General features: G+C 47.0%; 20 protein-coding genes. 12 read left to right on the plus strand and 8 right to left on the minus strand.

Annotation, left to right across the window (positions count from 1 at the left end):
• Positions 1-684: 684 nt before the first annotated feature.
• Positions 685-2070: a DNA cytosine methyltransferase gene (locus AC2VDX_RS12435; protein ID WP_486928168.1), complete on the plus strand. Its 1386-nt coding sequence runs from the start codon at positions 685-687 to the stop codon at positions 2068-2070.
• Between the two features lie 2 nt (positions 2071-2072).
• Here the strand turns inward: AC2VDX_RS12435 and AC2VDX_RS12440 are convergent, their stop codons facing one another.
• The gene (locus AC2VDX_RS12440) at positions 2073-2606 is read right to left on the minus strand and encodes a rhodanese-like domain-containing protein (RefSeq protein ID WP_378180505.1); all 534 of its coding nucleotides are present in this window, start codon (positions 2604-2606) and stop codon (positions 2073-2075) included.
• A 197-nt stretch (positions 2607-2803) separates the two neighbouring features.
• Between AC2VDX_RS12440 and mutL the strand changes: the two genes are divergently transcribed.
• Together mutL and AC2VDX_RS12450 are read left to right on the plus strand one after the other, a co-directional pair.
• Positions 2804-4543, plus strand: coding sequence for a DNA mismatch repair endonuclease MutL (gene mutL, locus AC2VDX_RS12445; RefSeq protein ID WP_378180508.1), 1740 nt, complete (start codon positions 2804-2806; stop codon positions 4541-4543).
• A gap of 294 nt (positions 4544-4837) precedes the next feature.
• Positions 4838-5140 carry an antibiotic biosynthesis monooxygenase family protein gene (locus AC2VDX_RS12450; protein WP_378180511.1) on the plus strand — a complete coding sequence of 101 codons (303 nt, stop codon included), beginning with the start codon at positions 4838-4840 and terminating at the stop codon, positions 5138-5140.
• A 351-nt stretch (positions 5141-5491) separates the two neighbouring features.
• Here the strand turns inward: AC2VDX_RS12450 and AC2VDX_RS12455 are convergent, their stop codons facing one another.
• The gene (locus AC2VDX_RS12455; RefSeq protein WP_378180514.1) at positions 5492-6772 is read right to left on the minus strand and encodes a cation:proton antiporter; all 1281 of its coding nucleotides are present in this window, start codon (positions 6770-6772) and stop codon (positions 5492-5494) included.
• A 265-nt stretch (positions 6773-7037) separates the two neighbouring features.
• On the opposite strand from AC2VDX_RS12455, the gene AC2VDX_RS12460 reads away from it, so the two are divergent.
• The 3 genes from AC2VDX_RS12460 (at position 7038) to AC2VDX_RS12470 (ending at position 10208) form a co-directional block, all read left to right on the plus strand.
• Positions 7038-8420, plus strand: coding sequence for a cytochrome P450 (locus tag AC2VDX_RS12460; RefSeq protein ID WP_378180517.1), 1383 nt, complete (start codon positions 7038-7040; stop codon positions 8418-8420).
• A 312-nt stretch (positions 8421-8732) separates the two neighbouring features.
• Positions 8733-9095: a hypothetical protein gene (locus AC2VDX_RS12465; RefSeq protein WP_378180520.1), complete on the plus strand. Its 363-nt coding sequence runs from the start codon at positions 8733-8735 to the stop codon at positions 9093-9095.
• Positions 9096-9170: 75 nt separating this feature from the next.
• Positions 9171-10208, plus strand: a complete 1038-nt coding sequence (locus AC2VDX_RS12470) for a glycosyltransferase family 4 protein (RefSeq protein WP_378180523.1) — start codon at positions 9171-9173, stop codon at positions 10206-10208.
• Between the two features lie 19 nt (positions 10209-10227).
• Here the strand turns inward: AC2VDX_RS12470 and AC2VDX_RS12475 are convergent, their stop codons facing one another.
• Positions 10228-11727, minus strand: coding sequence for a glycoside hydrolase 100 family protein (locus AC2VDX_RS12475; RefSeq protein ID WP_378180525.1), 1500 nt, complete (start codon positions 11725-11727; stop codon positions 10228-10230).
• Between the two features lie 424 nt (positions 11728-12151).
• On the opposite strand from AC2VDX_RS12475, the gene AC2VDX_RS12480 reads away from it, so the two are divergent.
• Positions 12152-14449: an amylo-alpha-1,6-glucosidase gene (locus tag AC2VDX_RS12480; protein WP_378180530.1), complete on the plus strand. Its 2298-nt coding sequence runs from the start codon at positions 12152-12154 to the stop codon at positions 14447-14449.
• Between the two features lie 509 nt (positions 14450-14958).
• On the opposite strand, the gene AC2VDX_RS12485 is transcribed toward AC2VDX_RS12480, so the two are convergent.
• A complete protein-coding gene (locus tag AC2VDX_RS12485; protein ID WP_378180533.1) occupies positions 14959-15276 on the minus strand; it encodes a DUF2973 domain-containing protein in 318 nt (105 codons plus the stop codon).
• Between the two features lie 119 nt (positions 15277-15395).
• Positions 15396-15725 carry a DUF2605 domain-containing protein gene (locus tag AC2VDX_RS12490; RefSeq protein WP_378180536.1) on the minus strand — a complete coding sequence of 110 codons (330 nt, stop codon included), beginning with the start codon at positions 15723-15725 and terminating at the stop codon, positions 15396-15398.
• Positions 15726-15896: 171 nt separating this feature from the next.
• On the opposite strand from AC2VDX_RS12490, the gene thrS reads away from it, so the two are divergent.
• Positions 15897-17723 carry a threonine--tRNA ligase gene (gene thrS, locus AC2VDX_RS12495; RefSeq protein ID WP_378180539.1) on the plus strand — a complete coding sequence of 609 codons (1827 nt, stop codon included), beginning with the start codon at positions 15897-15899 and terminating at the stop codon, positions 17721-17723.
• A gap of 219 nt (positions 17724-17942) precedes the next feature.
• On the opposite strand, the gene AC2VDX_RS12500 is transcribed toward thrS, so the two are convergent.
• Positions 17943-18527 (minus strand): Yip1 family protein, encoded by a 585-nt coding sequence (locus AC2VDX_RS12500; RefSeq protein ID WP_378180542.1) that lies wholly within the window; start codon positions 18525-18527, stop codon positions 17943-17945.
• Positions 18528-19149: 622 nt separating this feature from the next.
• On the opposite strand from AC2VDX_RS12500, the gene AC2VDX_RS12505 reads away from it, so the two are divergent.
• From AC2VDX_RS12505 to thrB, 3 genes are all read left to right on the plus strand, one after another.
• The gene (locus AC2VDX_RS12505; protein ID WP_378180545.1) at positions 19150-21486 is read left to right on the plus strand and encodes a CBS domain-containing protein; all 2337 of its coding nucleotides are present in this window, start codon (positions 19150-19152) and stop codon (positions 21484-21486) included.
• Positions 21487-21492: 6 nt separating this feature from the next.
• Positions 21493-22602 carry a hybrid sensor histidine kinase/response regulator gene (locus AC2VDX_RS12510; RefSeq protein WP_378180549.1) on the plus strand — a complete coding sequence of 370 codons (1110 nt, stop codon included), beginning with the start codon at positions 21493-21495 and terminating at the stop codon, positions 22600-22602.
• Between the two features lie 90 nt (positions 22603-22692).
• On the plus strand, positions 22693-23658 hold the full coding sequence (gene thrB / locus AC2VDX_RS12515) for a homoserine kinase (RefSeq protein ID WP_378180552.1): 966 nt from the start codon (positions 22693-22695) through the stop codon (positions 23656-23658).
• Here thrB and AC2VDX_RS12520 read toward each other — a convergent pair.
• Positions 23645-24070, minus strand: a complete 426-nt coding sequence (locus AC2VDX_RS12520; RefSeq protein WP_378180555.1) for a hypothetical protein — start codon at positions 24068-24070, stop codon at positions 23645-23647. The two genes, thrB and AC2VDX_RS12520, sit on opposite strands and share 14 nt — an antisense overlap.
• A 112-nt stretch (positions 24071-24182) precedes the next feature.
• On the opposite strand from AC2VDX_RS12520, the gene AC2VDX_RS12525 reads away from it, so the two are divergent.
• Positions 24183-24695: a hypothetical protein gene (locus tag AC2VDX_RS12525; RefSeq protein ID WP_378180558.1), complete on the plus strand. Its 513-nt coding sequence runs from the start codon at positions 24183-24185 to the stop codon at positions 24693-24695.
• A 152-nt stretch (positions 24696-24847) separates the two neighbouring features.
• Here the strand turns inward: AC2VDX_RS12525 and AC2VDX_RS12530 are convergent, their stop codons facing one another.
• Entirely contained in the window at positions 24848-25669 is an 822-nt protein-coding gene (locus AC2VDX_RS12530) for a M48 family metallopeptidase (RefSeq protein WP_378180560.1), read from the minus strand.

Consider the following 25669-nt stretch of genomic DNA (forward strand, 5'->3'; position numbering starts at 1 on the left):
ATAGCTAAAGTCGGTTAAAACCGACTAATAATCATTTTCTTGAGAGTCCGCCAGTCCGCCAGCCAGAGGTTTAAACCCCTGGCTAATAGCTAAAGTCGGTTAAAACCGACTAATAATCATTTTCTTGAGAGTCCGCCAGTCCGCCAGCCAGAGGTTTAAACCCCTGGCTAATAGCTAAAGTCGGTTAAAACCGACTAATAATCATTTTCTTGAGTCCGTTTCAACGGACTTGAGTTTAAGCTGTGAGACTTCAGTCTCTGGCGGACAGAAGCGAAGATGCTTTCTCGGTTTGGATACGAGGTGAACGCTTGAAGAATTGGAAATTATAAGCTCCGCGCAAGTCGGGCTTTGCCGTTTCACTTTTTCTGATGCTCTACCACTGAGCTATATCTCCAAATGGAGATAATGGGATTTGAACCCACGACAACCAGAACCCTTATGTGTGTATGCTTCACTCATCCGGGCGCGGAGCGGAAAAATATAAGCGCAGTCTGCTTTTTGATATAAAATCAGGTCGCCTAAAAGCGTAGGTTGCGCTTCCAGAGCTACTAGCAGATGGCTTCAAAATTAGATACTCTTATATACTACAAATATAATACAAAGCCGTCAAGAGACTGGAAAAATTTTTTCGATGAAAGAGACTGACGATAGAATACAAATTCCCTACCAAGTCAGAACACCTGTATGGGGATGGTTCATTTCTATCGCCGTCCGGTTGCGGTCGATTTATTTGCGGGTGCGGGTGGATTTTCTCTGGGGATTGAGCAGGCTGGGTTTGATGTAGCGGTGGCAGTTGAGGTTGACCCCGTTCACGCAGCCGTTCACGCCTTTAACTTTCCCCATACCGAGGTTTTGTGTGCAGATGCGAGGACGCTATCCGGTGAGGCGATTAGAAAGGCGGTACAGAGATGGGCATTGCACAAGGGTTGGGTTGGGGTTTCCCCACCCGCACCTGCCTGGAATGGTGAAATTGATTTAGCAATTGGGGGACCACCTTGTCAAGGGTTCTCTTTAATGGGCAAGCGGCGTCTCGACGATGAGCGCAACGACCTAGTGTTGCATTTTTGCCGCTTAGTCATTGAACTGCAACCCCGTTACTTTCTCATGGAGAACGTACCCGGCATTGCTCAGAAAGAACACGCGATTTATCTGGAGCGACTCAAGAGTGAGTTTAAATCAGTTCAATACCACATCACCGAACCCGTGCAGGTGTTGAACGCGGCAGATTTTGGGGTGCCGCAGAATCGGAAAAGGCTGTTTTTATTGGGAACTCGTGCGGGGGAAGTGCCTTTGTCCTATCCTTTAGTCGCAGGTAAGCACGTTGAGATAACCCCCGATACTTCCTTGCCAAAGAAAAGAGGCAAGAAGAAAAATCCTTTTATCCTGCACGCTTTATCTTTTAGAGTGACAGTGAAGGATGCGATCGCCGATCTCCCCAATCTAGATGATTTTCCCGAACTCCTGACAACCGATGAAGTCCTGCTACAGCCTGCACAACTAGAGCAGATGCAGACATTAGCCAGCATCTATGCACTGCACTTAATCAGTATCGCACCCGAACCGAATAATTTCGCCTATCCCAGGCTTGTCAATCCTCATCTATTAACTAGCTCTCTGCGAACCCAACACACGGCAACTTCGATTGAACGGTTCGATAAAACACTGCCCGGACAACTAGAATCGGTGAGTCGCTTTCGACGGTTGAATTGGGATCATCTGTCCCATACCTTACGAGCCGGTACGGGTTCTGGATGCGGTCGCTACACCTCTCCCCGTCCGATTCATCCAACTTATCCTAGAGTGATTTCGGTACGCGAGGCGGCGCGACTGCACTCTTTTCCTGACTGGTTCCGCTTCCATACAACAAAATGGCACGGGTTTCGACAAATTGGAAACGCCGTGCCGCCAATGCTGGCAAGAGCTGTAGGGTACCAAGTTATTGCCGCGCTAGGGATCAGACCACCCATGCCACAACAGCCGATAAAATTGGGTGACATCGAGGCTTTGAGGTTTAACCCGTGGGAAGCGGCTCACTATTGGACAACACTCAGCCGTCTGACAACTCGCTAAATCTACTTTTGTAGCTGATTTTTTGTTGCGGAGACGGGATTGTATCCCGCTGCTCCTGGGGGATTTTGGGATTCTGAAGCCCCTTCTGTAGGACCGCCGATGGCTTTCCATGCGGGAAGACCGCCTTTGAGTTCAGCCACGGAATGGAACCCAGCCGAGCGGAGTTCGGAAGCCGCGCTAGAGGTTTCGGTGTCACTGTCGCCATAGACGTAGATATCGCGGGCGGGCTGAAGGCTAGCTTTAGCGCGCTCTACTAATTCATCCATCGGCATGGGCATGGCTCCCATGATGTGTCCGTCGTTGAATGCGCCGCGATCGCGCACATCAAGAATTGTTAAAGCTGGTTCGCCCCATTCCAGACGGGATTTGAGGTCATTAACGCTGGACTGCGTTTTCATTTCCGGTGGGGTGGGAGTAATGTCTGGAATGGCTTGTTTTACCTTGGAAACGCTCTCTGAAACCTTATCGATAGCGCCTTCAACGCTGTTTGTCACTTTGTCTTTAGCGCCTTCAATGTTGTTTTGAATGTCACTCATAAAAAAACTCTAATTGATCTGTTCATAGGAAATTTAATCAAAAATTGATATTTAACTTCTCTTTCTCTAGAAAGAACATTTAATTAATCCTTCTTTAGGCAGAGTAAAGTGTTAAAATTCCTATCCCTATCGACAAATATTTCCGGCAAAATTGCTGCAAATAAACAGTGACTCTTGCCTAAACTAAACTGGATCTCATGGTATCTAGTATTCAAACTCTACCGACAGAGGTAGTCAATCTGATCGCCGCTGGAGAGGTCATTGACTCTCTGGTTGCTGTGGTGCGGGAATTAGCGGAAAATGCCCTAGACGCTGGTGCAACGCGCATCAGCGTCTCCCTATCGCCGGAACAGTGGCGGGTGCGAGTAGCAGACAATGGCTGCGGCATGGGTTTGGTAGACCTGAAACAAGCTGCAACTGCCCACAGCACCAGCAAAATTCGCGCCTTGGAAGACTTGTGGAAAATTAGCAGTCTGGGATTTCGGGGAGAGGCGTTGCACAGTTTGGCAGCTTTAGCAGAATTGGAGATTTTTAGCCGTTCTGCTGGAAGTTGTGAGGGTTGGCGAGTGGCTTATAACTCAGTCGGGGAATCCATGCAAGTGGAGACAGTGGCGATCGCTCCCGGCACCGTTGTCACCGTCTCTAATCTGTTTGGCAACTGGTTGGCGCGGCGTCAGGGAATGCCTTCCGTCGCCCAACAACTCAGAGCAGTGCAAGCGACTATTCAGCAAATCGCGCTTTGTCATCCTCATGTCACCTGGCAGGTTCAGCAAAATGACCGCCAATGGTTCACCATTAGTCCTGGGAAGACAGCGCAACAGATTTTGCCTCAAATTCTCCGGGAAATCCGACCGAGTGATTTGCAGCATCTGACGGTGGAAGTGCCAACGCTTCCAGAAAAAACAGGAGCCGACGCGCCGGGAAGTGGGGGAGAATGCAACTCCACTCAAAACTCAACCCTGACGGTGGTACTCGGCTTGCCAGACAGATGCCATCGCCGCCGTCCCGATTGGGTGCGGGTAGCAATGAATGGACGGCACGTAAAGTCGCCGGAACTGGAGCAAACGATCCTGGGCGCTTTAATGCGAACTCTGCCGCGCGATCGCTACCCGATCTGTTTTCTCCATCTTTTCATCTGTGCCAGTCAAATAGACTGGAACCGCCATCCCGCCAAGACAGAAATTTACTTAAACCAGCTCAATTACTGGCAAGAGCAGGTGACATCAGCCATTGAGCAAGCCTTGCGTCTAAATGTGGGGACGATTCTGGAAAAAACCCCAGAGCGAGTCAGCCGCCTCATCAAAGCAGCGGAAGCGAAAAGTGCCTACAGCGTCAATCGTTCCCTTCAATCGCAACCAACGGATACTCAGGCAAAGAAACCGGATGAGATCGGATTGATGGAACTCCGAGCTGTTGCCCAGGTTCACAACACCTACATTGTGGCAGAGCATCCGGCTGGGGTGTGGTTGGTGGAGCAGCACATTGCCCACGAACGGGTTTTGTACGAGCAGTTGTGCCACGCTTGGCAACTCGTCCCCCTAGAACCCCCCGTCATCTTGAATCATCTCTCTGCCGCTCAGATTCAGCAACTCGAACATATCAACTTAGATATTGAACCTTTTGGCGAGCAACTGTGGGCGATTCGCACGGCACCCGCACCCTTGCGAGAGCGAGAAGATTGTGCAGATGCCCTCGTGGAACTCAGCTTGGGTGGAGATTTGCAAGCCGCTCAAGTAGCGATCGCCTGCCGCACCGCCATCCGCAACGGGACTCCTCTCGGCTTGCTCCAGATGCAAACTCTCTTAGAGCAATGGCAGCGAACTCGTCATCCTCGCACCTGTCCCCACGGTCGTCCAATTTATTTGTCCCTAGAAGAATCATCGCTTTCGCGTTTCTTCCGCCGTCATTGGGTAATTGGCAAAAGTCATGGGATTTAGGAATATTTAGTAATTGTGGTTTTACTATTAGCAATTATTTTTCCGATAATTGTAGTTAAGCTAAAGCAAAACCCAACCAATTCTTAAACAACAAGCCGAATTAAATTGTAAACCCTTGGATTTGGTAATCGGTAATAAATTGTTTCCAAAATGATCCGTAAAAGCGAACTCCTAGGGCAACTCTTACGAAGTCGGGTATCTGAAGGGCTGGCATCTCACATCTGAAATAGGATTGCTATATGTTGACCAGTTGTCAAGTATGGTATAAAAAAGTAGAATGCTGGAAATTAAAGCATGATTCTGGAAGTTGCAATTCTCAAGGTTAAACCTGGAATAGCTGCTGAATTTGAAGCAGCCTTCGCGACAGCATCATCAATCATTTCCTCAATGTCTGGCTACATTAGCCATGAGCTACATCGGTGTTTGGAAGTTGAAAACCAATACATTTTGCTAGTGCGTTGGGCGAAACTGGAAGACCACACGCTTGGTTTCCGACAATCACCGGAGTATCAGAAATGGTGTCAGCTATTACACCATTTTTACGAGCCATTTCCGACGGTGGAACATTACAAAAGGATTGTAAGCAACGAGGTCTGATAAGTAATAAGGTGCTGTGGAAAACTTGAATTTGGTTTTGCAGCCGAATGAACTGCACAGGCAGAAATCACTCCATTGTGTCACCTTTCAGCCTCAAGCAACTACTTATGAATACACCCTTTTTAGGTAGTCTATCCAACTGATGCAAGAGGTGAGTCAACCATTCCCTACGCTTACTCAAATACAAACAATTAGCCTGCGTGGGCTAATTGTTTGTATATAGCAATCCTATTTAAGTTGTGCGCGAGTCGCGAGTATTCGCCTTAGTGTAGAGACGCGATTCATCGCGTCTCTACAGGGAGAGTGCAAATCATTTAGGATTGCTATAGCAGCATTCAGTCTGACGGCTTATCAAGAATCAGCAGTAACCTTTTGTTTCTGTTTCCTACCTATTTTCTTGATATTGTGTTCGTACCAATTCATCAAAGGAGTGGCACTAACCCCATGCAAAAATACAGAAATCACGATGACGATGTAAGTAATCCAGGCAATCTGTTCGCCCAAACTATCTTTTAAACCTTCGCCAAAGGCATAGGAAAGATAATATAAAGAACCAACACCACGAATGCCAAACCAGCCAAACAACCAGCGGGTTTCAGGGGGATAGCGACGACCGAGCAGGCTAATCCAAACTCCCAAAGGTCGAATCAAAAAAATCAACAAGACTGCCACCAAGATGCCTTGACCACCAAACTGGCGAATCGGCTCATATCGCAATAGCGTTCCTAAGAGCAAAATTGTCGCGACTTCCAGTAGTTTCTCAAGTTGTTCGGTGAATTCAAATTGAGAAATTTTCTTTTCTGGATCTTGGTAACTCCGCTGAACGAATACTCCAGCCACAAAAACCGCCAAAAAGCCATAGCCGTTGACAATTTCTGTCAAGGAATAGGCGATCAAAATCGTACTCAGAGCAACAAAATCCTCCATCAATTCATCGACAGGTCGGAAACGTTGCAGTTGCTGGTCGATCCAAACAACGATTTTTGCGGCGATAATTCCCATGACGATGCCAGCTGCGATCGCCCAAAGTAAATCAACCGCCACCCATTGTTTAAACCAGTTATCCCAGTTGTTATCTTTTAAGGCGTGAATCCCGAAATAAACAAACGGAAAAGCTAGCGCATCGTTTAAACCGCCTTCCGAAGTCAAACCAAAGCGCAGCTCATCTTTATCTTTTATATCCCCCATCTGAACTTCTGAAGCCAAGACGGGATCGGTTGGCGCGAGAATTGCACCGAGTAAAATAGCTGGCCCCCAATCCATTTTTAAAAACCAATGACCAACAGCAGCGATCGCAAAAATTGAAATCGGCATCAGAAATCCAATCAACCGCACCGTTGTATTCCAAGCCCTTAATCTGAGTGGGCGATTCATCTTCAGACCGCAGCCAAAGACGGAGACAATCACCACAAATTCCGTCAGTCGTTCCAGAAACTCGGCATCAGGTCGTATGTGAATTAACTTAAGCCCGTATTGCCCTAAGAAGATACCCACGAGCAGGTAAATGATGGCATAGGAGAGGGGTAATCGTTTAATCCAGCTCGATCCCAAAGTAACCATCAGCAGGAGTAGACCAATAACCAGCAGGTTAAGAATATAAATAGATACAGGAGGGAATAGGACTTGGAGCATAGACTTAGCGATCGCATATTTGAAAAGAGTACCCTCAGTACTTTACTGACTTGCTGAAAACGCCAAATCATCACCCGGCTAGATTTTAGACAGGATGCGATTTATCTACTTTTACGACTGAAGGCTGAGGATCTCACTCTTTGAAACTGTCCTCTAAACGCTGACGCCAAATTATCTTGTAGTGGAAAGTTTTCGCCTCAGATTGCAGCGATCGCACCCCTGCCTCTGCTAGCTTAGTTTTGCGATCGATAAAAGGAAAAACGCCATGACACTGCCTGATGGGCCGCAGACGCCAAAATTCCTGCAACTACTCCAATGGATTTCCCAGCCTGTGCAGTACCTAGAAACATCTGTTAAAGCTTATGGTGACTGCTTCACAGCCCGCTGGGGTCGCTTTCCCCCGTATGTACTCATAACTCACCCGCAAGGAATTGAGGAGCTGTTAACGGCAGATCCCAGACAGTTTAACAGCGGTAGTGGGAATAAGATTTTACAACCTTTTCTGGGCGACCAATCTCTGGTATTACTGGATGGCGATCGCCACCAGCGCCAGCGACAGCTATTGACACCCCCCTTTCACGGGGAACGAATGCGAGCTTACGGCAAGTTGATTTGTGACATTACCGAGGAAGTCATGAGTCGGCTGACGATTGGCAAACCCTTCCCAATTCGGGCTACCACGCAAGAGATTTCTCTGCAAACCATCTTAGCCGCTGTCTTTGGCATCAATGAGGGTCAGCGTTTCCAGCAACTCAAGGAACTCCTCACTTCGATGCTGGATGCGGTGAGTTCTCCCCTCTCGTCCGCCGTCCTGTTTTTTCCATCACTCCAACGAGATTTGGGTTCTTGGAGTCCTTGGGGAAATTTTCTTCGCCAACGACAGCAAATTGATCAACTCATTTACGCTGAGATTCAGCAACGCCGGGAGCAATTCGAGCCGGATCGGGCAGATATCCTGACGCTGCTGATGTCGGCGCGGGATGCTGACGGGCAACCGATGACCGATGAGGAATTGCGCGATGAGTTAATGACCCTCCTGTTTGCGGGTCACGAAACCACAGCTTCAGCGATCGCTTGGGCGTTGTATTGGATACACCGTCAACCAGAGGTACATGACAAGCTTCTTCAGGAGCTGGATAGTGTTGGGGATGTTTCAGATGTCAGCGCCATTTCTAAACTTCCCTACCTCAACGCTGTTTGCTCGGAAACGTTGCGAATTTACCCAGTGGCGATATTTACTTTCGGTCGAATTGCGCGATCGCCAGTGCAGCTGATGGACTATCAATTTGATGCCGGTACAGTGCTTACTGCCTGTATTTATCTGCTCCATCACCGCGAGGATATCTACCCCCAAGCAAATTGTTTCAAGCCAGAACGCTTTCTGGAACGGCAATTTTCTCCTTATGAATATTTGCCCTTTGGTGGCAGCAACCGTCGCTGTATCGGCATGGCATTTGCCTTGTTTGAAATGAAATTGGTACTGGCTACGATCCTCTCTCGTTATCAACTGGCTCTAACTGATAAACGTCCCGTTAAACCTGTCCGTCGTGGCGTTACCTTAGCACCCCCAGCAACGATGCGGATGGTTGTAACCAGTCAGCGTCCCCAGAATGCTCAAACACATCAGCCCCTTTCTACTTCTGCATAAATGACTGCTAGCTCAGCTGCCAAGGTAGCGATCGCCTCTCGTTTAAAACTGAAAAACCACGACAATTTTATAGATATATAGCAGTCCTAAATGATTCGTGAAGGCGAGATCCCCGACTTCGTAAGAGAAGTCGGGGATCTGAAGGGCTGGCATCTCACAACTAAAATAGGATTGCTATAGTGAGGTAAATCCTCAGTTTCTATGTGTTTTTAGCTAAATGCTAGTCGAAGTTCGGAATTTTTAGGTATTTTCTTCATTCTCAGCCTTAGTCAAGCATAGTATGTTTAGTTAAGAAGTAATCATGGCAAGGTAATGGTGATACTTAATGTTATTCTAATTTGTGCAGCTTTAGGTATTAGTAGTTGGTTACTTTTAAATTATGGAAAAGAGTTAGTTAGAGCAATGAGTGTCTTGATTTCAGGATTAGAATCTATATTAATGGTGATTCTAGCCATTCTTTTGAAAACGGCAAAGTCACTAATAATTGGAGTAATAATTGCTCTAGTCTGTGCGGGAATATTTAAAGTAGCGGGTGCCCAGATAAGCATTTTGAAAACAGCTGCTATTACAGTAGGAATTATAGCCTTCGCCTTTCTAATGCTTAAAACTTTCGTAGAAGAGTGGAGTAACTTGTACTGGAGTATCCGCAATGCGATTCGCAACAAATATCGCTAACGGGAGAAGCATCTAGTTTCTAAACGGAGCAAACTAAGCTAAAATTTTTAAGATTGTCATCTTCCAGTTTATCCTATGAGAATTGCCCAAATTGCGCCACTGTGGGAACAAGTGCCACCTTTGCGCTACGGCGGAATTGAACTAATTGTCAGTTTATTAACTGATGAATTAGTTCGGCGCGGTCATCAGGTAACATTATTCGCCTCTGGCGACTCGATTACAAAAGCTCAGCTCAAGTCAGTGCATAACCAAGCGCTGCGCCTAGATCCAAAGATTAAAGAGCATGGACTTTATGAGTTAATGATGCTCTCTCAGGTCTATCAACAGGCGCATCACTTTGATATTATTCACTCCCACATCGGCTGTGCAGCTCTGCCCTATACTACTTTTGTGAAGACGCCAACCGTACACACTACACACGGCATTTTTACACCGGATAATGAGAAACTATTCCGGCAATTTGCATGGGAGCCTTATATCAGTATCAGTGAAGCTCAGAGGGAACCCCGACTCGGTTTAAATTACATCCATACGGTCTACAACGGCATTGACCCAGTGGTATATTCCTTCCAGGAAAAAGCAGTTGAACCGCCATATCTAGCCTTTGTGGGGCGCATCTCCCCAGAAAAAGGTCCGGAAGGAGCGATAAAAATTGCTCGTGCCAGCGGCTATCCTTTGAAAATGGCTGGTAAGGTTGACTCAGTGGACAAGGTTTATTTCCAGGAACAGATAAAACCATTGATTGATGGCGAACAAATCCAGTATCTGGGTGAAGTTTCTCACGAAGAAAAGGTGCAGTTACTAGGAGGTGCCACAGTGACGCTGTTCCCGATTACCTGGCGCGAACCATTTGGCTTGGTAATGATTGAATCGATGGCAACGGGGACGCCGGTGGTTGGAATGGCGATGGGTTCGGTGCCAGAAGTCATCGCGCATGGCAAGAGTGGATTTGTTTGCCACTCTCTGCAAGAAATGATTGACGCAGTTCCAGAGGCAATGACCTTAAACCGCCAGACGTGCCGAGACTACGTTTTGAGTCGCTTTAGCGTCAAGACGATGGTGGATGAGTATGAACGAGCTTACCAAATGGCACTGCTGGGGAATCCGGAATGAGGAAAAAACTAGGAAATTGCTAATTTTTGGGATAAGTTTTTTCCTTAAATTTGATTAATTCTAGGGGATCTAAACCAGAGGGCGTCATCAATTCTTTTGCTAATAAATACCCGGCACAAGTCCAGGTTTGATGCCTTCTCGCTTCCCTGCCAATCAAGTGACCGCTTTTCCCATCATAATATTCAGGCCACTCTTCTTTTTGCAAACGTTTTCCAGCTTTTTCAATTGCTGCTTTGGCGAACTGTATATATTCCTCTTCTTTTGCTTCTTGACCCACTTTTCGAGCAGCGGCTGCCCACATCCACATCAAAACGGGCCAACTGCCCCCATTGTGATATGACCAAGGACTATTTTTAGGATCGCAACCTGTCAAAATTCTCCAGTCTTCGTCTTCTATGGCTGCGTAAGAGATTTTAAAAGGCATTTGTCCAATTAGCTCTTTATCTCGTTTTTCGATAAGATTCATAATTTTTTCGGACTGAGGCTTGGTAACTAAGGAACAAACAATTGCCATCAAGTTACCCACCGAAAAGAATCGGAAATCCATCTGCGATGGGCCAATATTCCCGACTAAATAACCCCCGTCTTCTGGCAGCCAATCGTCTAAATTAGCATAAGGAATGGATGCGGCATAGATATTGTATTTGTTGATAGCAGTTGCCCCATATTCTTCAACATTGTACTGATAGGTTTGATTTAAACGATCCATATCCATCCAATACTCAGTCCGAATATGGTTAGCCAGAGAACCCAATCGTTTCTGTACCGCTGAGAGAATATCTTTATTGTTGTGATTTTTGCGATCGAGTAGCTCATCAGCAGCACGCAAGGCAGCGTAGAATAGAACTTGGATTTCTAGAGGGTATCCATAGATGCCCATCCGACGGTCAATCATACAAGCTCCATCGGGAACTAAGAGAGTGGGTTCTCGATCGAAGCGATCGCTAAAGCAGAGTTCCAGAATTAACCGGATTGCTTCTTGGAAGTCGACTTGATGGACTAAAGAGGTGTTTCCCGTTGCTTTCCAATAAGCCCGCAACAGGATAATCCACCAGAGACTGGAATCAACTGGCGTGACTCTAGCGATCGCGTGCTGACCAAAATCGGGTTCTAGGTGTTCTTTTCCCTTCTTATTCTTAAGAATTTTGAAGCTGGCTGGCATTAAAACTCGACCCGTATTCAAAAAAGTTTCAGTTCTTTCTTGCTGGTGTAGTTCTAAGGTTACTTCTAGAAAGTTTTTGACTATTTCCTTGCCGTTGATTGTTACTTCTTTTTTGTCATCAAGTTGAATAGAAAATTCACCTTTAACCAAAAATAAAAGTGCTACAGGAACAAAATCTCGGATAAAAACTTGGTCATAATTAAGCGTATCTTTACTAACTTTTTTCTGGATATTAATTTCATTTTTATCTCTTTTGTAAGTATGAGCTGCTGGAGTTCCAACCAGCCGTCCTTTATAGGAGATCAGCGACTCTACCAGTATTTGTAATGCTTCTATTTCCAGCGCCTCTACTCCCATCAGATGCGAACCTCCTTAATTTTTAGAGCAACCTATTATACGAGATGCTGCTCGATCGCAGAAACTTTTAAGCCAGGAAATTGTGCAACATAATCCTTTAAATAGAGCGTACTATATAATGCAGGGTGTATTGTTGAATTTCCTTTTAACGCCGTCATCCCGGCAAAGGGCACGATTGACCAGGTTGAGCGAAGGAAAAATCCGTCCGCAGCCGGAGAGCTGGAAAAAAATCGGAAATTTTGTTCTCTCCGAACAATAGAGCGGATCGGTGATTAGATTTGTAGAAGTATAAATAAGGTCACATTTGTCGGAACCTCGATCCCCTACTGAATATCAGTAGCGATAGGTAAGGTTTTAAATTAGATTGTGTGACCCCCATCAAAGCCTCACAAAGACCCTGTATTCTTGAGCAGAAACCTGATTCATGGCACCGGATATTCTTGAACTGGACGGAAAAACCTTTGTTCCCGCACAAGAGCTGCCCATTCCTGAGTGGGCTTGCGTTCTTGGCGATCGCCCCCAACCGACTCTCACGATTAAAGATAATGACCTGTTTTTAGTCACCGACACCCTAGGCAACATTGCTGGGTGTTTAGGCGATGACATGAATGCCAGCATGGGGCTGTTCTGTGCCGATACGCGGTTCCTCAGTCGCCTGGAACTGCAAATTAACGGACGCCCCCCCGTCTTGCTCAGTAGCACAGCTGACAAAGGATTTGCCCTTTCCGTTCTGTGTACCAATCCCAGCATGGATGGAGGAGAGCGATTAGAGGGAGGCGATAAATTAGAGCCAGAGGCGCAAATAGACGGCGGGGCAATTTTTGACTTTGCGCCCCTGAGAGCCGACACCATCGGAATTAACCGGGAAATTGTCCTAAATGGAGCGCTGTTTGAAGAATTAACAGTTTCCAACTACAGCACCAGTTCCATTCGCTTTCAACTTAGTCTCAGCTTTGATGCGGATTTTGTGGACTTATTTGTAGTCCGGGGATATGGTCGAAAAAACAAGGGACAGCTTTTACGAGCCGTGCCTAAATGTCAAGCCGCAGAACCAGAAAAGCAAGAAATGACGCTCGCTTATCAAGGGCTGGATGGCTCTGTAATGGAATCTCACATTGAGTTTGTTCATCGCCAGCCAGACACTCTCAGCGGTTATACGGCGGTTTGGCAGCTAGAGATGGATTCCCACGAAACCCAAAAACTGGGCTATCGGCTGCAAATGCGTACCAATAACCGTCCCACTTCTAGGGTATCTGTCCCAGTAACGTTGGTACAGGCTAGAGCCGCAGAGTTATCGGAGCAGCAAGAGTGGCGTCAACACGTAACCGGAATTCGCTCAGACAAAAACACGTTTAATCGAGCGATCGAGCGAGCCGAGCAGGATACTTATTTACTGCGCCAGTCTTTTGGCAAAGGCAAGGTACTCTCCGCTGGGGTGCCTTGGTTTTCGACGCTGTTTGGGCGCGACTCGATTATTGCGGCGTCGCAAACGCTGATGCTCGACCCGACAATTGCCCGCGAAACCCTAACTGTCTTGGCTGAATACCAAGGGAAGACAGAGAATGAGTGGCGCGATGAGCAGCCTGGGAAGATTTTGCACGAGCTGCGTTTGGGTGAAATGGCTCGTTGTGAAGAAATTCCCCATACGCCTTATTACGGCACCGTAGATGCGACACCGCTGTGGTTAATGCTGTATGCGGAACACTTTGCCTGGACAGCGGATCGGGAAACCCTGGAGCTACTGTGGCCTAATGCTTTGGGGGCTATGGATTGGATTGACCGCAACAGCAAGGAAACTGGCTACCTCAGCTACCAACGCCAATCTAAGCGGGGTCTGGCGAATCAGGGGTGGAAAGACTCTGGCGACTGTATTGTGAATCGCAAAGGGCAGATGGCGATGGGCGCGATCGCTCTTTGTGAAGTGCAAGCTTATGTCTATGCTGCCAAAATCCGTCTGGCAGAAATTGCCCGAATGAAGAAGCGCCTTGATTTAGCGGACAGGTGGCAAGATGAGGCGAGAGATTTGAAGAATCGCTTCAATCGGGATTTTTGGATGGCAGAGGAAGACTTCTGTGCCTTGGCTTTGGATGGCGACGGCAAGCAGGTTGACAGTATTACTTCTAACCCCGGTCACTGTCTGTATTTGGGCATCCTGACACCGGAAAAAGCTTATAGCGTGGCAGAACGGCTACGGGCACCGGATATGTTCAACGGCTGGGGGATTCGCACGCTCAGTAGTTTGTCACCGGCTTATAATCCGATGGGCTATCACGTCGGTTCTGTTTGGCCTCACGACAATGCAATGGTGGCGATGGGGGTGCGATCGCTCGGTCTAATCGATCAAGCGCTGGAACTTGCCAAAGCCTTAATTGATATGACTTTACAGCAACCCTATCAACGACCGCCAGAACTCTTCTGCGGCTACGAACGCACAGAAGATAACACTACGGTCAAATATCCCGTCGCTTGTTCTCCTCAAGCTTGGGCAACTGGCAGTATCTTCCAGTTGCTGCAAATGATGGTGAATCTGGTGCCTGATGCTCCCAATAACTGCTTGCGGATAATTGACCCCGCTTTGCCTGAGTCGATTAATCGTCTAGCGCTGCAAAACTTGAGAGTCGGGCCAACCCTGCTGGATTTGGAATTTGAGCGTTCCGGCAATACCACTGCCTGTCGCGTTGCCAAAAAACGCGGCAATTTGCGGGTTGTAATTGAAGCTTGATTTAGAAGTTGGGTGGGCACTGCCCACCTAGCTCTGTCAAGATAATTGCCAGTGAACTACCACACACCGACCGCTCTAGCGGTACGTTGTGGGCTTCCCAATTCATCGGGAACCGCCTCTAGAATTCCGCAATTCCGTTGGTCTTAGATTCCCTCCAAGGGCAGGAGTCCTGGTTCCCAAGACCCAAATTCTTTAAACATCCATGACTAGCCACTTTGACCGCTTGGTTTTCACGATCCTGATTGCTTGGTTTTTGCAATCATTGCGACATTTATGTTGCTTTGCAAACCAGTATATCAGAACTGTCCCTTCGTTTCTAAGAGTGTGTTTGTTTCGTCGGTATCCCCTTCCTCCGCTTTCAGCATTGGTCAGGGGATTCTCCTCAACAAACCTGGCTTTCATCCCACACCAACCAAGCGTATGGTGTGGGGATTCCCGCCGAACAAGCTAAAAAGCCTTGCCAATTTTACGGGTAAATTATCCGATTTCACTTTTGAAATACCTCTGATTCATGCTTCCTCAGAGGTTTCCCCATTGTTGCCGGGAGAAGATTTGTAGAGGGCATCCAATTGTTCGCGGGCGTCTTCTACGGTCATGGAACGCATCACCAGAAGCGGTTCATTAATGGGGTTCCCGGCATCATCTAATAGTTCCGGGTGCGGTACCGACCCATAGGGATAGCGGGAAGCTCTAAATTGGGACTGCATCCCTGGTGGGTAGCGCCGTTGAGCATCCATACTACTGATGGTTAACAAGTTGCGGAGCATATTCCCAATGGCAAGAAACGCCAGGATGGTAAAGGCAATTAGATAAAGCAGGTGTAACATACGATTTTCCTCCAAGCCGCACAGTCTAATGGGTTGTTCGTGAATAGGGGCTTTCGCATTCGTGGCGAAACTGTAATGCTTGCCCCCAGATTTTCCGTAAAAATGTTTCGCCCTTAGATTTACTTGTTAGTGGAAGTGGATTGCTCAGAGTGGAAGCGCATTGCCACCTGCCAACCTTCAGTGACCAACTGGTGCCACGGCATCAAAACCGACGTTTCAATGCCAACTTGAGCATCAGTGGCTTGGAAGAGCATCTGAGCGGTGCTGACTTCAGATTGAGCAAGCTTAACTCGATCCAGCAAGTCGGATTGCTGTTGGACACTTAAAAAAGTAATTTCTTCAGTTTCTAATAGAGAGCGCGATCGCGCAAACCAATACTGAAAATCTTCTAACAGCGGTTGTAATACCGTTTTCAGCAATTCATTCTCAGGCAAGTTGGAAGGAGCCATGAATCAAAAACCGAATACTATCTAGTTTAATCTTAACGTAGTTTACAATTCGTAATAATGTTTTAGATTCTCTTAAGCAGCGCCAGCATCGCCAGGAAAAAACAACCTCGGTATGATAGAGGCAGTAACACCCAATTAATTGCCCGTTTCTTCGTCCTTATGGAACCGCCGATGAGCGTCTCAGAATCTCCAGCGTCTCAGGAACAGCCAGAAAAAATGTATTTGCCTCGTACCAGCGAATCTGAATCGTTGAAGAAAATCCGTCACACCGCTTCCCACGTTATGGCAATGGCGGTGCAAAAACTGTTTCCTAAAGCGCAGGTGACTATCGGCCCTTGGATAGAAAACGGCTTTTACTATGACTTTGATAATCCAGAGCCATTTACCGAAAAAGATTTGAAGGCTATCCAGAAAGAGATGGTCAAAATCATCAATCGGAAATTGCCGGTGATTCGGGAAGAAGTCAGCCGCGAGGAAGCTGAAGGTCGGATCAAGGCAATTAATGAGCCTTACAAGCTAGAAATATTAGAAGACATTGAGGAACCAATTACCATCTACCACTTGGGGGATCAATGGTGGGATTTGTGTGCAGGTCCTCATGTAGAAAATACCAGTGAGTTGAACCCGAAGGCAATCGAACTAGAAAGCGTTGCTGGTGCTTATTGGCGCGGGGATGAAACGAAAGCTCAACTCCAGCGCATTTATGCCACGGCTTGGGAGACGCCAGAACAGCTGGCTGAATATAAGCGCCGCAAGCAAGAAGCGCTGCGCCGAGATCACCGCAAGCTTGGCAAAGAACTGGGATTATTTATTTTCTCAGATCCGGTGGGACCGGGATTACCTCTGTGGACGCCGAAGGGAACGGTGTTGCGGAGTGTTCTGGAAGACTTCTTGAAGCAGGAACAGCTTAAACGTGGATACCAGCAGGTGGTGACGCCTCACATTGCCAGAGTCGATTTATTCAAAACTTCCGGACACTGGCAGAAATACAAAGAGGATATGTTCCCGCTGATGGCGGAAGATGAGCAGGCGGCGGCGATAGAACAGGGATTCGTCCTGAAGCCGATGAATTGCCCCTTCCACATCCAAATCTATAAGAGCGAGTTGCGTTCCTATCGGGAACTACCGATGCGTCTGGCGGAATTTGGCACCGTCTACCGTTACGAGCAATCTGGGGAACTGGGAGGCTTAACGCGGGTGCGCGGTTTCACGGTGGATGATTCCCATTTATTCGTGACGCCAGAACAGCTGGATGGCGAATTCCTTAAAGTTGTGGATTTGATTCTATCGGTGTTCAAGAGTCTGCAACTGAAAAACTTCAAGGCGCGACTCAGTTTCCGCGATCCGGATTCTGATAAGTATATTGGCTCTGATGAAGCTTGGGAGAAGTCTCAAGGTGCGATTCGCCGCGCCGTGGAAACCTTGGGCATGAACTACTTTGAAGGCATTGGCGAAGCCGCATTTTATGGTCCCAAACTGGATTTTATCTTCAGCGATGCCCTAGACCGCGAGTGGCAGTTGGGGACTGTGCAAGTGGATTACAACCTGCCAGAACGGTTTGATTTGGAGTATGTGGCGGAGGATGGTTCCCGGAAGCGTCCGGTGATGATTCACCGCGCTCCTTTTGGCTCTTTGGAACGGCTGATCGGGATCTTGATTGAAGAGTATGCGGGAGATTTCCCGCTGTGGTTAGCGCCAGTACAAGCGCGATTGCTGACGGTGAGCGATGCCCAGTTGCCTTTTGCTCAGGAAGTGGCACAGAAGATGCGATCGCTCTGTATTCGCGTTGAAGTCGATACCAGTGGTGATCGCATGGGCAAAATGATTCGCAATGCCGAAAAGGACAAAATCCCCGTCATGGCGGTGGTAGGGGCGAAAGAGCTGGAATCAAATAGCCTGAGTATTCGCACCCGCGCTGCTGGCGATGTGGGCGTAATTCCTGTAGAAGAAGTGTTGGAGAAGATGAAAAACGCGATCGCTAACTTTGACAATTTCTAAGACGTTGCCTGTTCCTGTAGGGGCACCTCTTGTGGGTGCCCTTTTGCATAAATTACGCCTTTTCCTATGGCAATCAAGGGGTAAGTTTAACTAGGTTATACATTTCAGATTTTGGATGACACCAGTCTTGTCAGTATGAAAAAAAACCTAATCTAAATAGGTTTAATATTTATTTTTTTCAGCTTGCCAATGCTGTCATTGTGCCTATTCCCACAATTTTTAAAGCGCCTTGGGAAAGATCACAAATAGATTACTAATCGCTATAACAAGTACATATAGTACAACCGCACCCGCCAGAGTTACCGCAGTGTAGGCGGTTGCTTTTGTTTTCGGACATTTCATTACAATCGGCAATCCCAAATATAGCAGATATACGCTATACAACCCAGCGAGAAACGCGAAAATCGTGAAACTTGGCATGACTCGGAGGATACCTGCTAACCAGGCAGGTGTGTTGGCATAGGCAGCCACTTTAAGAGCTTGTAGCCGATCTTTCTTGGCTGAAAATTGAGGGGCGAAGGCATTAATAATTAGCGATAATAAAAATACGCTTAATAGCGTTAGTAAAAAGCTAACACCTGCATATAAAATAGCTGGCACTAATGGCAACCGAGACGTGGCAAGGCTGGAGGTATTGATGCCGATAACTGCCCAACCAACAGCAGCAGCGATGGGAGCGATCGCTGCCAGAGGAGCAATATAAGTATTATACAATCTAGCGCTAGAGGTCGTTTCTGTGGCGATCGCTCGCCACTCACTTTTGGGGTGCAACAGGATGTTGGGAATGCGCTTAATTAAGTTCATTTTTTGGCTCTGTTTTATCGATTTAATGTAGCAGGACTGATTTTAAGCCCCAACCCAGCTAAACACTATATATCTTCCCAATTATTAGGAGTTCAGCCTTTTGTCAGATGCTGTCAGTGCAGATATTGGGTCAGATGAATATTCCTTTGGCAAAAGGACTAGAAAGATTAGCAAAAGGTATCGTAAAAAGGGTTTTCTCTTAACTATCTGGCTGGGTAGCTTCTAGCTAAGGTGGAGATGATAAAAATAGCGATCGCCCTGGAAAAACATCCTAATCATGTAGGATGTCACTGTGGCGGGGATGTTTTCTTGCTGCCACAAATTTGCTCAATGAAGGCAAAAGCACGCGAAACCTAGAGACGAATCGAAGATTTACCAGGTTCCCTGCACGCTAATATTGTGCTGGTGGCGGCGAGTGGTGAATTTTGAACTTCGTACCGAAAATGGCGCGGCAATTTGTGTCAAATAAATACCGTTGCGAGGCGGCAATGCGATACTTAATGCAGCCTTGGCGGGAATCCTAAGTGAGGGAGTAACTGCTTTTGGCAAAATCTATTCGGCAATAGAGGAATTACAAATGCAAGTATGCGATCGCCCACCGCAATAATATACAGGTTAACCCATGCCAACAAAGGGATTGCTTAGCTTAGAGTCTGCCATCGATCGTCGTCCTTTGACTGTATCGCCTGACACACCACTGATGGATGCGATCGCCATGATGGGCAAAGCGAAAAGCAGCTGCGTACTTCCTAGTATGAAGATACCCCCAGAAGCAGTGCTAATGAGCGAGGCACGAGCTAGCAGTGTCCTCGTGGTAGAAGGGTTGCAGTTAATCGGAGTGTTTACTCACACAGATGCTATCCGGGTAATCGCCTCAGGAATAAATTTAGCAGAAGTCAATATTGCCTCGGTGATGACGCAGCCGAGCATCGCTTTGACTGAATCTGACACAAACAATATTTTCACAGCATTGTCAATCCTGCGCCAGCACCAAATTCGCCACCTACCTGTTATAGACGCTCAAAGTGAACTCGTGGGCATTGTCACCCTCGAAAGTATTCGTCAAGCACTGCCACTCGACGAGCTAATCAAATTGCAGCCTTTGACAGAGGCGATGACTGCCCCGGTTATTCAAGCACCAGCGACGGCTTCGGCGCTAAGTTTAGCTCAGCTAATGGCAGAACACCAGGTTAATTGTGTTGTGCTTACACAAGCAAGTCCAGAGTCGAGTTCTATTCAAAACGTGCTACGCACCGCTACGCTAACAAAACTCAAAACCATGCCCTTGAGCGAAGCGAAGGGTCAAAACTTAAAACGTGCTACGCACCGCTACGCTAACAAAACTCAAAACCTGCTACGCACCGCTACGCTAACAAAACTCCTGAAGCCAGTGGGGATTGTCACCGAACGGGACATCATCGAGCTTCAGGCTCTCAGGCTGGATTTATCGCAGATACAGGCGTTTAGGGTAATGAGCGCACCCGTGTTGTCTTTAAGTCCCTCAGATTCAGTGCTAGTTGCCCTTTGGGAAATGCAGCAGCAGCAGGTGCAGCGAGTCGTGGTGTCGGAGAATCGCAGGGAATTGTTGGGTATTGTTACCCAAACCAGCTTTCTGCAAACCCTCGATCTCACACAAATATCTACAGCAGTAGAGCGATTGCAGCAATCGATCAAGCAGTTTGAAGCCGAAGTTGCCTCCCTCCCCCCGCACAATGACACCCTGGAACCTCAAGGACAGGAAAGCCCAGCGGAACTGTTGGAACAGCTTGAGCGCAATCGCCTGTTAACCACAATTGCCCTCCGCATTCATCAATCACTCGATTTGGATGAAATTTTGAACACGGCAGTAGCCGAAGTGCGACAATTTCTCCAAACTGACCGCGTGATTATCTACCGTTTCAATCCAGATTTGAGTGGCACTGTCGTTGTCGAATCTGTCGCTGACGGCTGGCAACCTGCTCTAAACAGCACAATTCAAGACAATTGCTTTGGGAAAAATTATGCCCAATCATATCAACAAGGGCGCATTCAAGTCACGGAAGATATTTATACCGCCGGTTTAACCCAGTGTCACATCGATATCCTGGCTTTGTATGATATCCGAGGTAGCCTGGTGGTGCCGATTCTGCAAGGAGAACATTTGTGGGGACTGCTGTGCGCCTATCACTGTTCGGGACCCAGGCGTTGGCGGGAGTTTGAGATTGATTTGCTCAAACAATTGTCAACGCAGATAGCGATCGCCATCCAGCAATCTGAACTTTATCAGCAAGTACAAGCCGAACTCGCCGAGCGCAAACGAGCAGAGGAGCAACTCAAAGCATCGCTCAAAGAAAAAGAGGTGCTACTTAAGGAAATTCACCACCGCGTCAAAAACAATTTACAGATTATTTCTAGTCTGCTAAAGCTGCAATCTGCCTATACCAAAGATGACCAGGTTCTGGGAATGTTCAAGGACAGTCAGAATCGCATCCGATCGATGGCTCTCATTCACGAAAAATTGTATCAGTCCAAAGACCTATCTAGGATAGACTTTGCTGAGTATATCCGCGACCTGACAGGCAATTTGCTTCGTTCCTACAAAGCAAGCTCCCAGGCAATTACGCTGAAAACAACCGTTAATGACATTACCCTAAACATTGATACAGCGATTCCTTGTGGTCTAATTATCAATGAATTAATGTCCAATTCTCTAAAACACGCTTTTCCAACTCCCAGTAAAGATAATAAAATTTGTATTAATATTTACTCAAGCAGCAATAATCAATTTATTTTGAGCGTCAGTGACAACGGGATCGGCTTTCCGAAAGACTTGGACTTCCGGAATACTGAATCTTTGGGTTTGGAGTTAGTATGCACCCTTACAGAACAATTAGACGGGACTATCGAACTTGATAGCAGTAAGGGGACAAGCTTTAATATCACCTTTTCAGAAATCGGCAACATAGGAAGGCATAAATAAAAAAAAATGGCAAATGAAAAAATCTTAGTCGTTGAAGATGAAAGAATTGTTGCCAAGGATATCGTAAAAAGCTTGCAACGTTTAGGATATAAGGTTGTCGCTTCTGTTGCTTCGGGAGAGGAAGCTCTTCAAAAAGTAGCAGAAACGCAGCCCGATTTAGTGTTAATGGATATTATGTTAAAAGGAAAAATGGATGGAATAGAAACCACTGAAGAAATTCATAAAATTTTTGATATTCCGGTAATTTATTTAACTGCTTATGCTGATGAAAAGACACTGGAAAGAGCCAAGATTACAGAGCCTTTCGGGTATATAGTTAAACCCTTTGATGAAAGAGATTTACATACTACGATTGAAATCGCAATTCGCAGACATTTAGCCGAAGCAGCAACTCGCGTGGCTCTGGAAAAAGAAAAACAACTCAGCGAACTCAAATCTCGCTTTTGGTTCATGGTTGCCCACGAATTCCGTAACCCGCTGACCGCAATTTTATCTTCTGCTGAATTACTAGAATCTTATAGCCACGAATTAACAGAACTTAAAAGACGCGAATATTTCTATCTTATTCAAACCTCGGTTCATTCGCTGAACAATTTGTTAAATGAAGTTTTAGAGTTTGGAAAAGCAGAAGAAGGAAAACTAGAATGCAACCCAGAACCGCTGGATTTAGTGGATTTTTGCAGGGATTTGGTAGAACATATGCAATTCAGCTCTGGTTCAAAACATAGAATTAATTTCACAAATCTAGGTGACTGTACTGATGCTTGTTTGGATGAAAAACTGCTACGGCATATCTTTAGCAATTTATTGGGAAATGCTATCAAGTATTCACCCCAAGGCAGCAATATCTACTTGGAACTTTTGTGTGAGAATGGAGAGGCAATTTTTCAGGTAAAAGACAACGGAATTGGCATTCCTCCAGCCGATCGAGAACTTTTGTTTCAATCATTTCAGCGAGCTACAAATGTGGGTAGTATTCCCGGTCATGGGCTAGGGCTAACGATTGTCAAAAAATGTTTAGAATTACAGGGTGGAGAGATTGCCTTGAACAGTGAAGTTGGAGTGGGGACTACCTTTACAGTCACGCTACCATTGAACATCTGCGTACAAATGTAGGGAAAAAACGTTCCTTCAAAGACAGCAGACTGTTAAAAATGACCATTTTGACGCGGTAGAGTCTACAATAGTCTATTTCGCCAAGTTGAGATGCATCCTGTTTCTACCGTTACCGTTACCGTTCCAGCCACAACTGCTAACTTGGGGCCGGGTTTTGATTGCATAGGCGCAGCTTTAAGGCTGTACAACCAGTTCAAGTTCACTCGCCTGGAAGCGGATGCTGCAACACTACTCAGCATTACGATTCAGGGTACAGAAGCCGCACGAGTCAACACGGGTGCTGATAATCTGGTTTACCAGTCATTTGTGAAATTGTACGAACATATCGGGAAGACGCCACCGCCGGTGCAGATTGAGATCGAGCTGGGTGTGCCGCTGGCAAGAGGATTGGGGAGTTCGGCGACGGCAATTGTGGGAGGTTTGGTGGGTGCGAACTGTCTGGCTGGGGCACCTCTAGATGAAAATGAGGTGAGAAGAATTGCGATCGCTCTGGAAGGACATCCTGATAATGTGGTTCCAGCACTGTTGGGGGGTTGTCGTCTGGCAGCGACAGGTTTGATTGACGAACCGCACAGACACGGAGAACGCAAAGAAGAATGGGAAATCTGTGAGATTCCCTGGCATTCTGAGATTCTTCCCGTGGTGGCGATTCCGGATTTTGAACTTTCGACTGAACAAGCGCGGCGGGTTTTACCAACTCAGTACAGTCGTGCGGATGCAATTTTTAATACGGCTCATCTGGGTTTATTGTTGCGAGGGTTGGAAACCGGCAGGGGTGACTGGTTGCGAGTTGCCATGCAAGACCGAATCCATCAGCCTTATCGGACAGCATTGATTCGAGGATATGACGCTGTACGCTCGGCGGCAATGGCTTCTGGTGCTTTCGGGATGGTGATTAGTGGTGCGGGACCAACTTTATTAGCTTTAGCAGAGGCGGCGTCGGCACCGACAGTTGTGGAGGCAATGGCGGCGGCTTGGAAGGATGAGGGAATTATGGCACAAGTGCGATCGCTCTCGATTGACACCCACGGGGCGAAAACCTTTAATATCTCCTAAATTCGTAACTCAGACTTTTGCGTAACTGCTGAATTTGTCGATATTGATTTGTAGGTCCTGAAACAAAAACAAGAACTCTATCACCAGAAGGCGCACAAATCAAATAAGCTGACAGATTCCCAAATCGTCCGTAAGCCGCTTCTGCGATAACTCCTGTCTCTTTGGCGTTACTGCTTTTCAGGAATTCCAGCGCATTATCCAGACAGTTGTTCTGGCTGGTATCATCTCTCCTGTTAGTCACTCGGCTGACACTGCTGGTTTCATTTATTTCAATCCATTCGCTCCAATCACTCGTCGTTGTATCGGCTAAAGCAGGCATTGACAAAGTAAGCAATCCGGTTTTCATACTTAAAATTGTGGCAATGGCTAAAAACGAATTTGCTTTCTGTTTAGGACTAATTCGGTTCAACATAAGTTAGGTCGAGAAATGTAGGAATTAATGTTGAGCGATCGCAACCCTGGAAATTGATTCACAAAATGCCAGAAGTTTTACGGAACTATTCGCCTAAGTTAGGAAAGTAATTATGGAGCCAATTCAAGTAGAAATTGAAGCGATTCGCACTCAGATTGAGGCGCTCAAGGAAGAACGCGCCATACTGAAAGTCGATCCAGTATTGCCAAGCTACAACACGCCAGAAGCGATCGTTGAGGCTTATCGTCGTCATGCCAGAGAAACATCACAAATCTCTGCTGAAGTCAAGGGAATCGATGATGCGATCGCTGCCTTGGAAGCTAAATTGAGGGAGATCGGGCGATCGCAAGGATTGCAACAGTTATTGCAGGGGGGGACACCAGATCCTCTCGCCGCGCAGGTAGAGGAAGGTAAACAACGCGCTCAGGATCGCGCCGAACGAATTAACGAACTGGCGGAAGAACTGGAGCAGGAAGTGCAAGCGCTCAAGGCGATCGCTGATGAAATTAGTCCCAGTTATTGGCAGTTGTACAACAGACCTTTTATTACTGGATTCAGCAAAATTTCGGTTCCCTTCGTCCGCTCGGATGGCGCTGTGTGGATGATTACGAATCAAGTCGTGTAGAACGTGAGAAAACGCGACTATACCCCCCGCCCAATTGGCTACCGTGTACACCACAGGCAGACTCCCCAAACCCCTCTCCGATGCCCAGAGGGGCTTTGAAGATGGCTGGCTCCCCTTAGAAAGGTAGGGAAGGGGCTGGGGGTTAGCACCCGCTATTTTTCCAGGTTCGCCAGCGTTTCCGGTAAAGGCGATCGCTCTTGTACAGGATAATTCCGCTGCTCAATTAACCGCTGCAATTCTTTAACGCGCCTACCAGGGGCAGGATGGGAGGTCAAGAAATCAAAATCTGCACCACTTTTGCGACTCATTCGGGCAAAAAAGTCGGTTGCACCCGCGACATGACCGTAAGTTTGTTGCAACAATCTTATGCCAAACTCATCCGCCTCAGATTCCTGAGACTGAGAGAATCGGGAACTGCTGACAGCTTGAACACCCCCCGCCGCTGCCGATGATAACCCACCGGCATCCCCAAAGACAGTAGCGATCGCAATGGGTAACAGCAGCTGTCGCACCAATGCCCGTAAATGATCGCGGTGGGCAAAATGCCCCAACTCATGCCCCAACACCATCATCAGCTCATTTTCTGATTCCGTCTGTTTCAGCAAACCGGCGTAGATGATAATGCGATCGCCTGGTAGCGCTAGCGCATTCACCGTATTATCGGGAACATATAGCACCCGATAATCTCGCTCTTGGCGCTGCTCGGAAGGCAACTTTGTCTCCAGCCTATCTAGCAGCTGATTTAGCGTATCTTGAGCCGGTGAAGGCTTAGCCAAGCGCTCATAAGTCGGGACAATGAGGGCACCCAACTGTTGCTCCACCTTGGGAGGAATTACCCAAACCAAGCTATTAATTAGCAACCCCAGCAGCCAAATAACGCCGACGATAAATCCAATAAATAGCCCTAAGAGAATCAGTAACTGACGGTTATTGGGAGGTGGGTTGCGATCGCTCGATGTTGCAGTTCCAGACAC

This window comes from Coleofasciculus sp. H7-1 (assembly GCF_057473865.1).

Coding starts and splice junctions, on each gene's coding strand:
- AC2VDX_RS12455 (WP_378180514.1), bottom strand. CDS start 6,772: ATGCTCCAAGTCCTATTCCCTCCTGTATCTATTTATATTCTTAACCTG.
- thrB (WP_378180552.1), top strand. CDS start 22,693: ATGCATCCTGTTTCTACCGTTACCGTTACCGTTCCAGCCACAACTGCT.
- AC2VDX_RS12500 (WP_378180542.1), bottom strand. CDS start 18,527: ATGAACTTAATTAAGCGCATTCCCAACATCCTGTTGCACCCCAAAAGT.
- AC2VDX_RS12460 (WP_378180517.1), top strand. CDS start 7,038: ATGACACTGCCTGATGGGCCGCAGACGCCAAAATTCCTGCAACTACTC.
- mutL (WP_378180508.1), top strand. CDS start 2,804: ATGGTATCTAGTATTCAAACTCTACCGACAGAGGTAGTCAATCTGATC.
- AC2VDX_RS12490 (WP_378180536.1), bottom strand. CDS start 15,725: ATGGCTCCTTCCAACTTGCCTGAGAATGAATTGCTGAAAACGGTATTA.
- AC2VDX_RS12510 (WP_378180549.1), top strand. CDS start 21,493: ATGGCAAATGAAAAAATCTTAGTCGTTGAAGATGAAAGAATTGTTGCC.
- AC2VDX_RS12440 (WP_378180505.1), bottom strand. CDS start 2,606: ATGAGTGACATTCAAAACAACATTGAAGGCGCTAAAGACAAAGTGACA.
- AC2VDX_RS12450 (WP_378180511.1), top strand. CDS start 4,838: ATGATTCTGGAAGTTGCAATTCTCAAGGTTAAACCTGGAATAGCTGCT.
- AC2VDX_RS12520 (WP_378180555.1), bottom strand. CDS start 24,070: ATGTTGAACCGAATTAGTCCTAAACAGAAAGCAAATTCGTTTTTAGCC.
- AC2VDX_RS12480 (WP_378180530.1), top strand. CDS start 12,152: ATGGCACCGGATATTCTTGAACTGGACGGAAAAACCTTTGTTCCCGCA.
- AC2VDX_RS12505 (WP_378180545.1), top strand. CDS start 19,150: ATGCCAACAAAGGGATTGCTTAGCTTAGAGTCTGCCATCGATCGTCGT.
- thrS (WP_378180539.1), top strand. CDS start 15,897: ATGAGCGTCTCAGAATCTCCAGCGTCTCAGGAACAGCCAGAAAAAATG.
- AC2VDX_RS12435 (WP_486928168.1), top strand. CDS start 685: ATGGGGATGGTTCATTTCTATCGCCGTCCGGTTGCGGTCGATTTATTT.
- AC2VDX_RS12485 (WP_378180533.1), bottom strand. CDS start 15,276: ATGTTACACCTGCTTTATCTAATTGCCTTTACCATCCTGGCGTTTCTT.
- AC2VDX_RS12470 (WP_378180523.1), top strand. CDS start 9,171: ATGAGAATTGCCCAAATTGCGCCACTGTGGGAACAAGTGCCACCTTTG.
- AC2VDX_RS12475 (WP_378180525.1), bottom strand. CDS start 11,727: ATGGGAGTAGAGGCGCTGGAAATAGAAGCATTACAAATACTGGTAGAG.
- AC2VDX_RS12465 (WP_378180520.1), top strand. CDS start 8,733: ATGGTGATACTTAATGTTATTCTAATTTGTGCAGCTTTAGGTATTAGT.
- AC2VDX_RS12525 (WP_378180558.1), top strand. CDS start 24,183: ATGGAGCCAATTCAAGTAGAAATTGAAGCGATTCGCACTCAGATTGAG.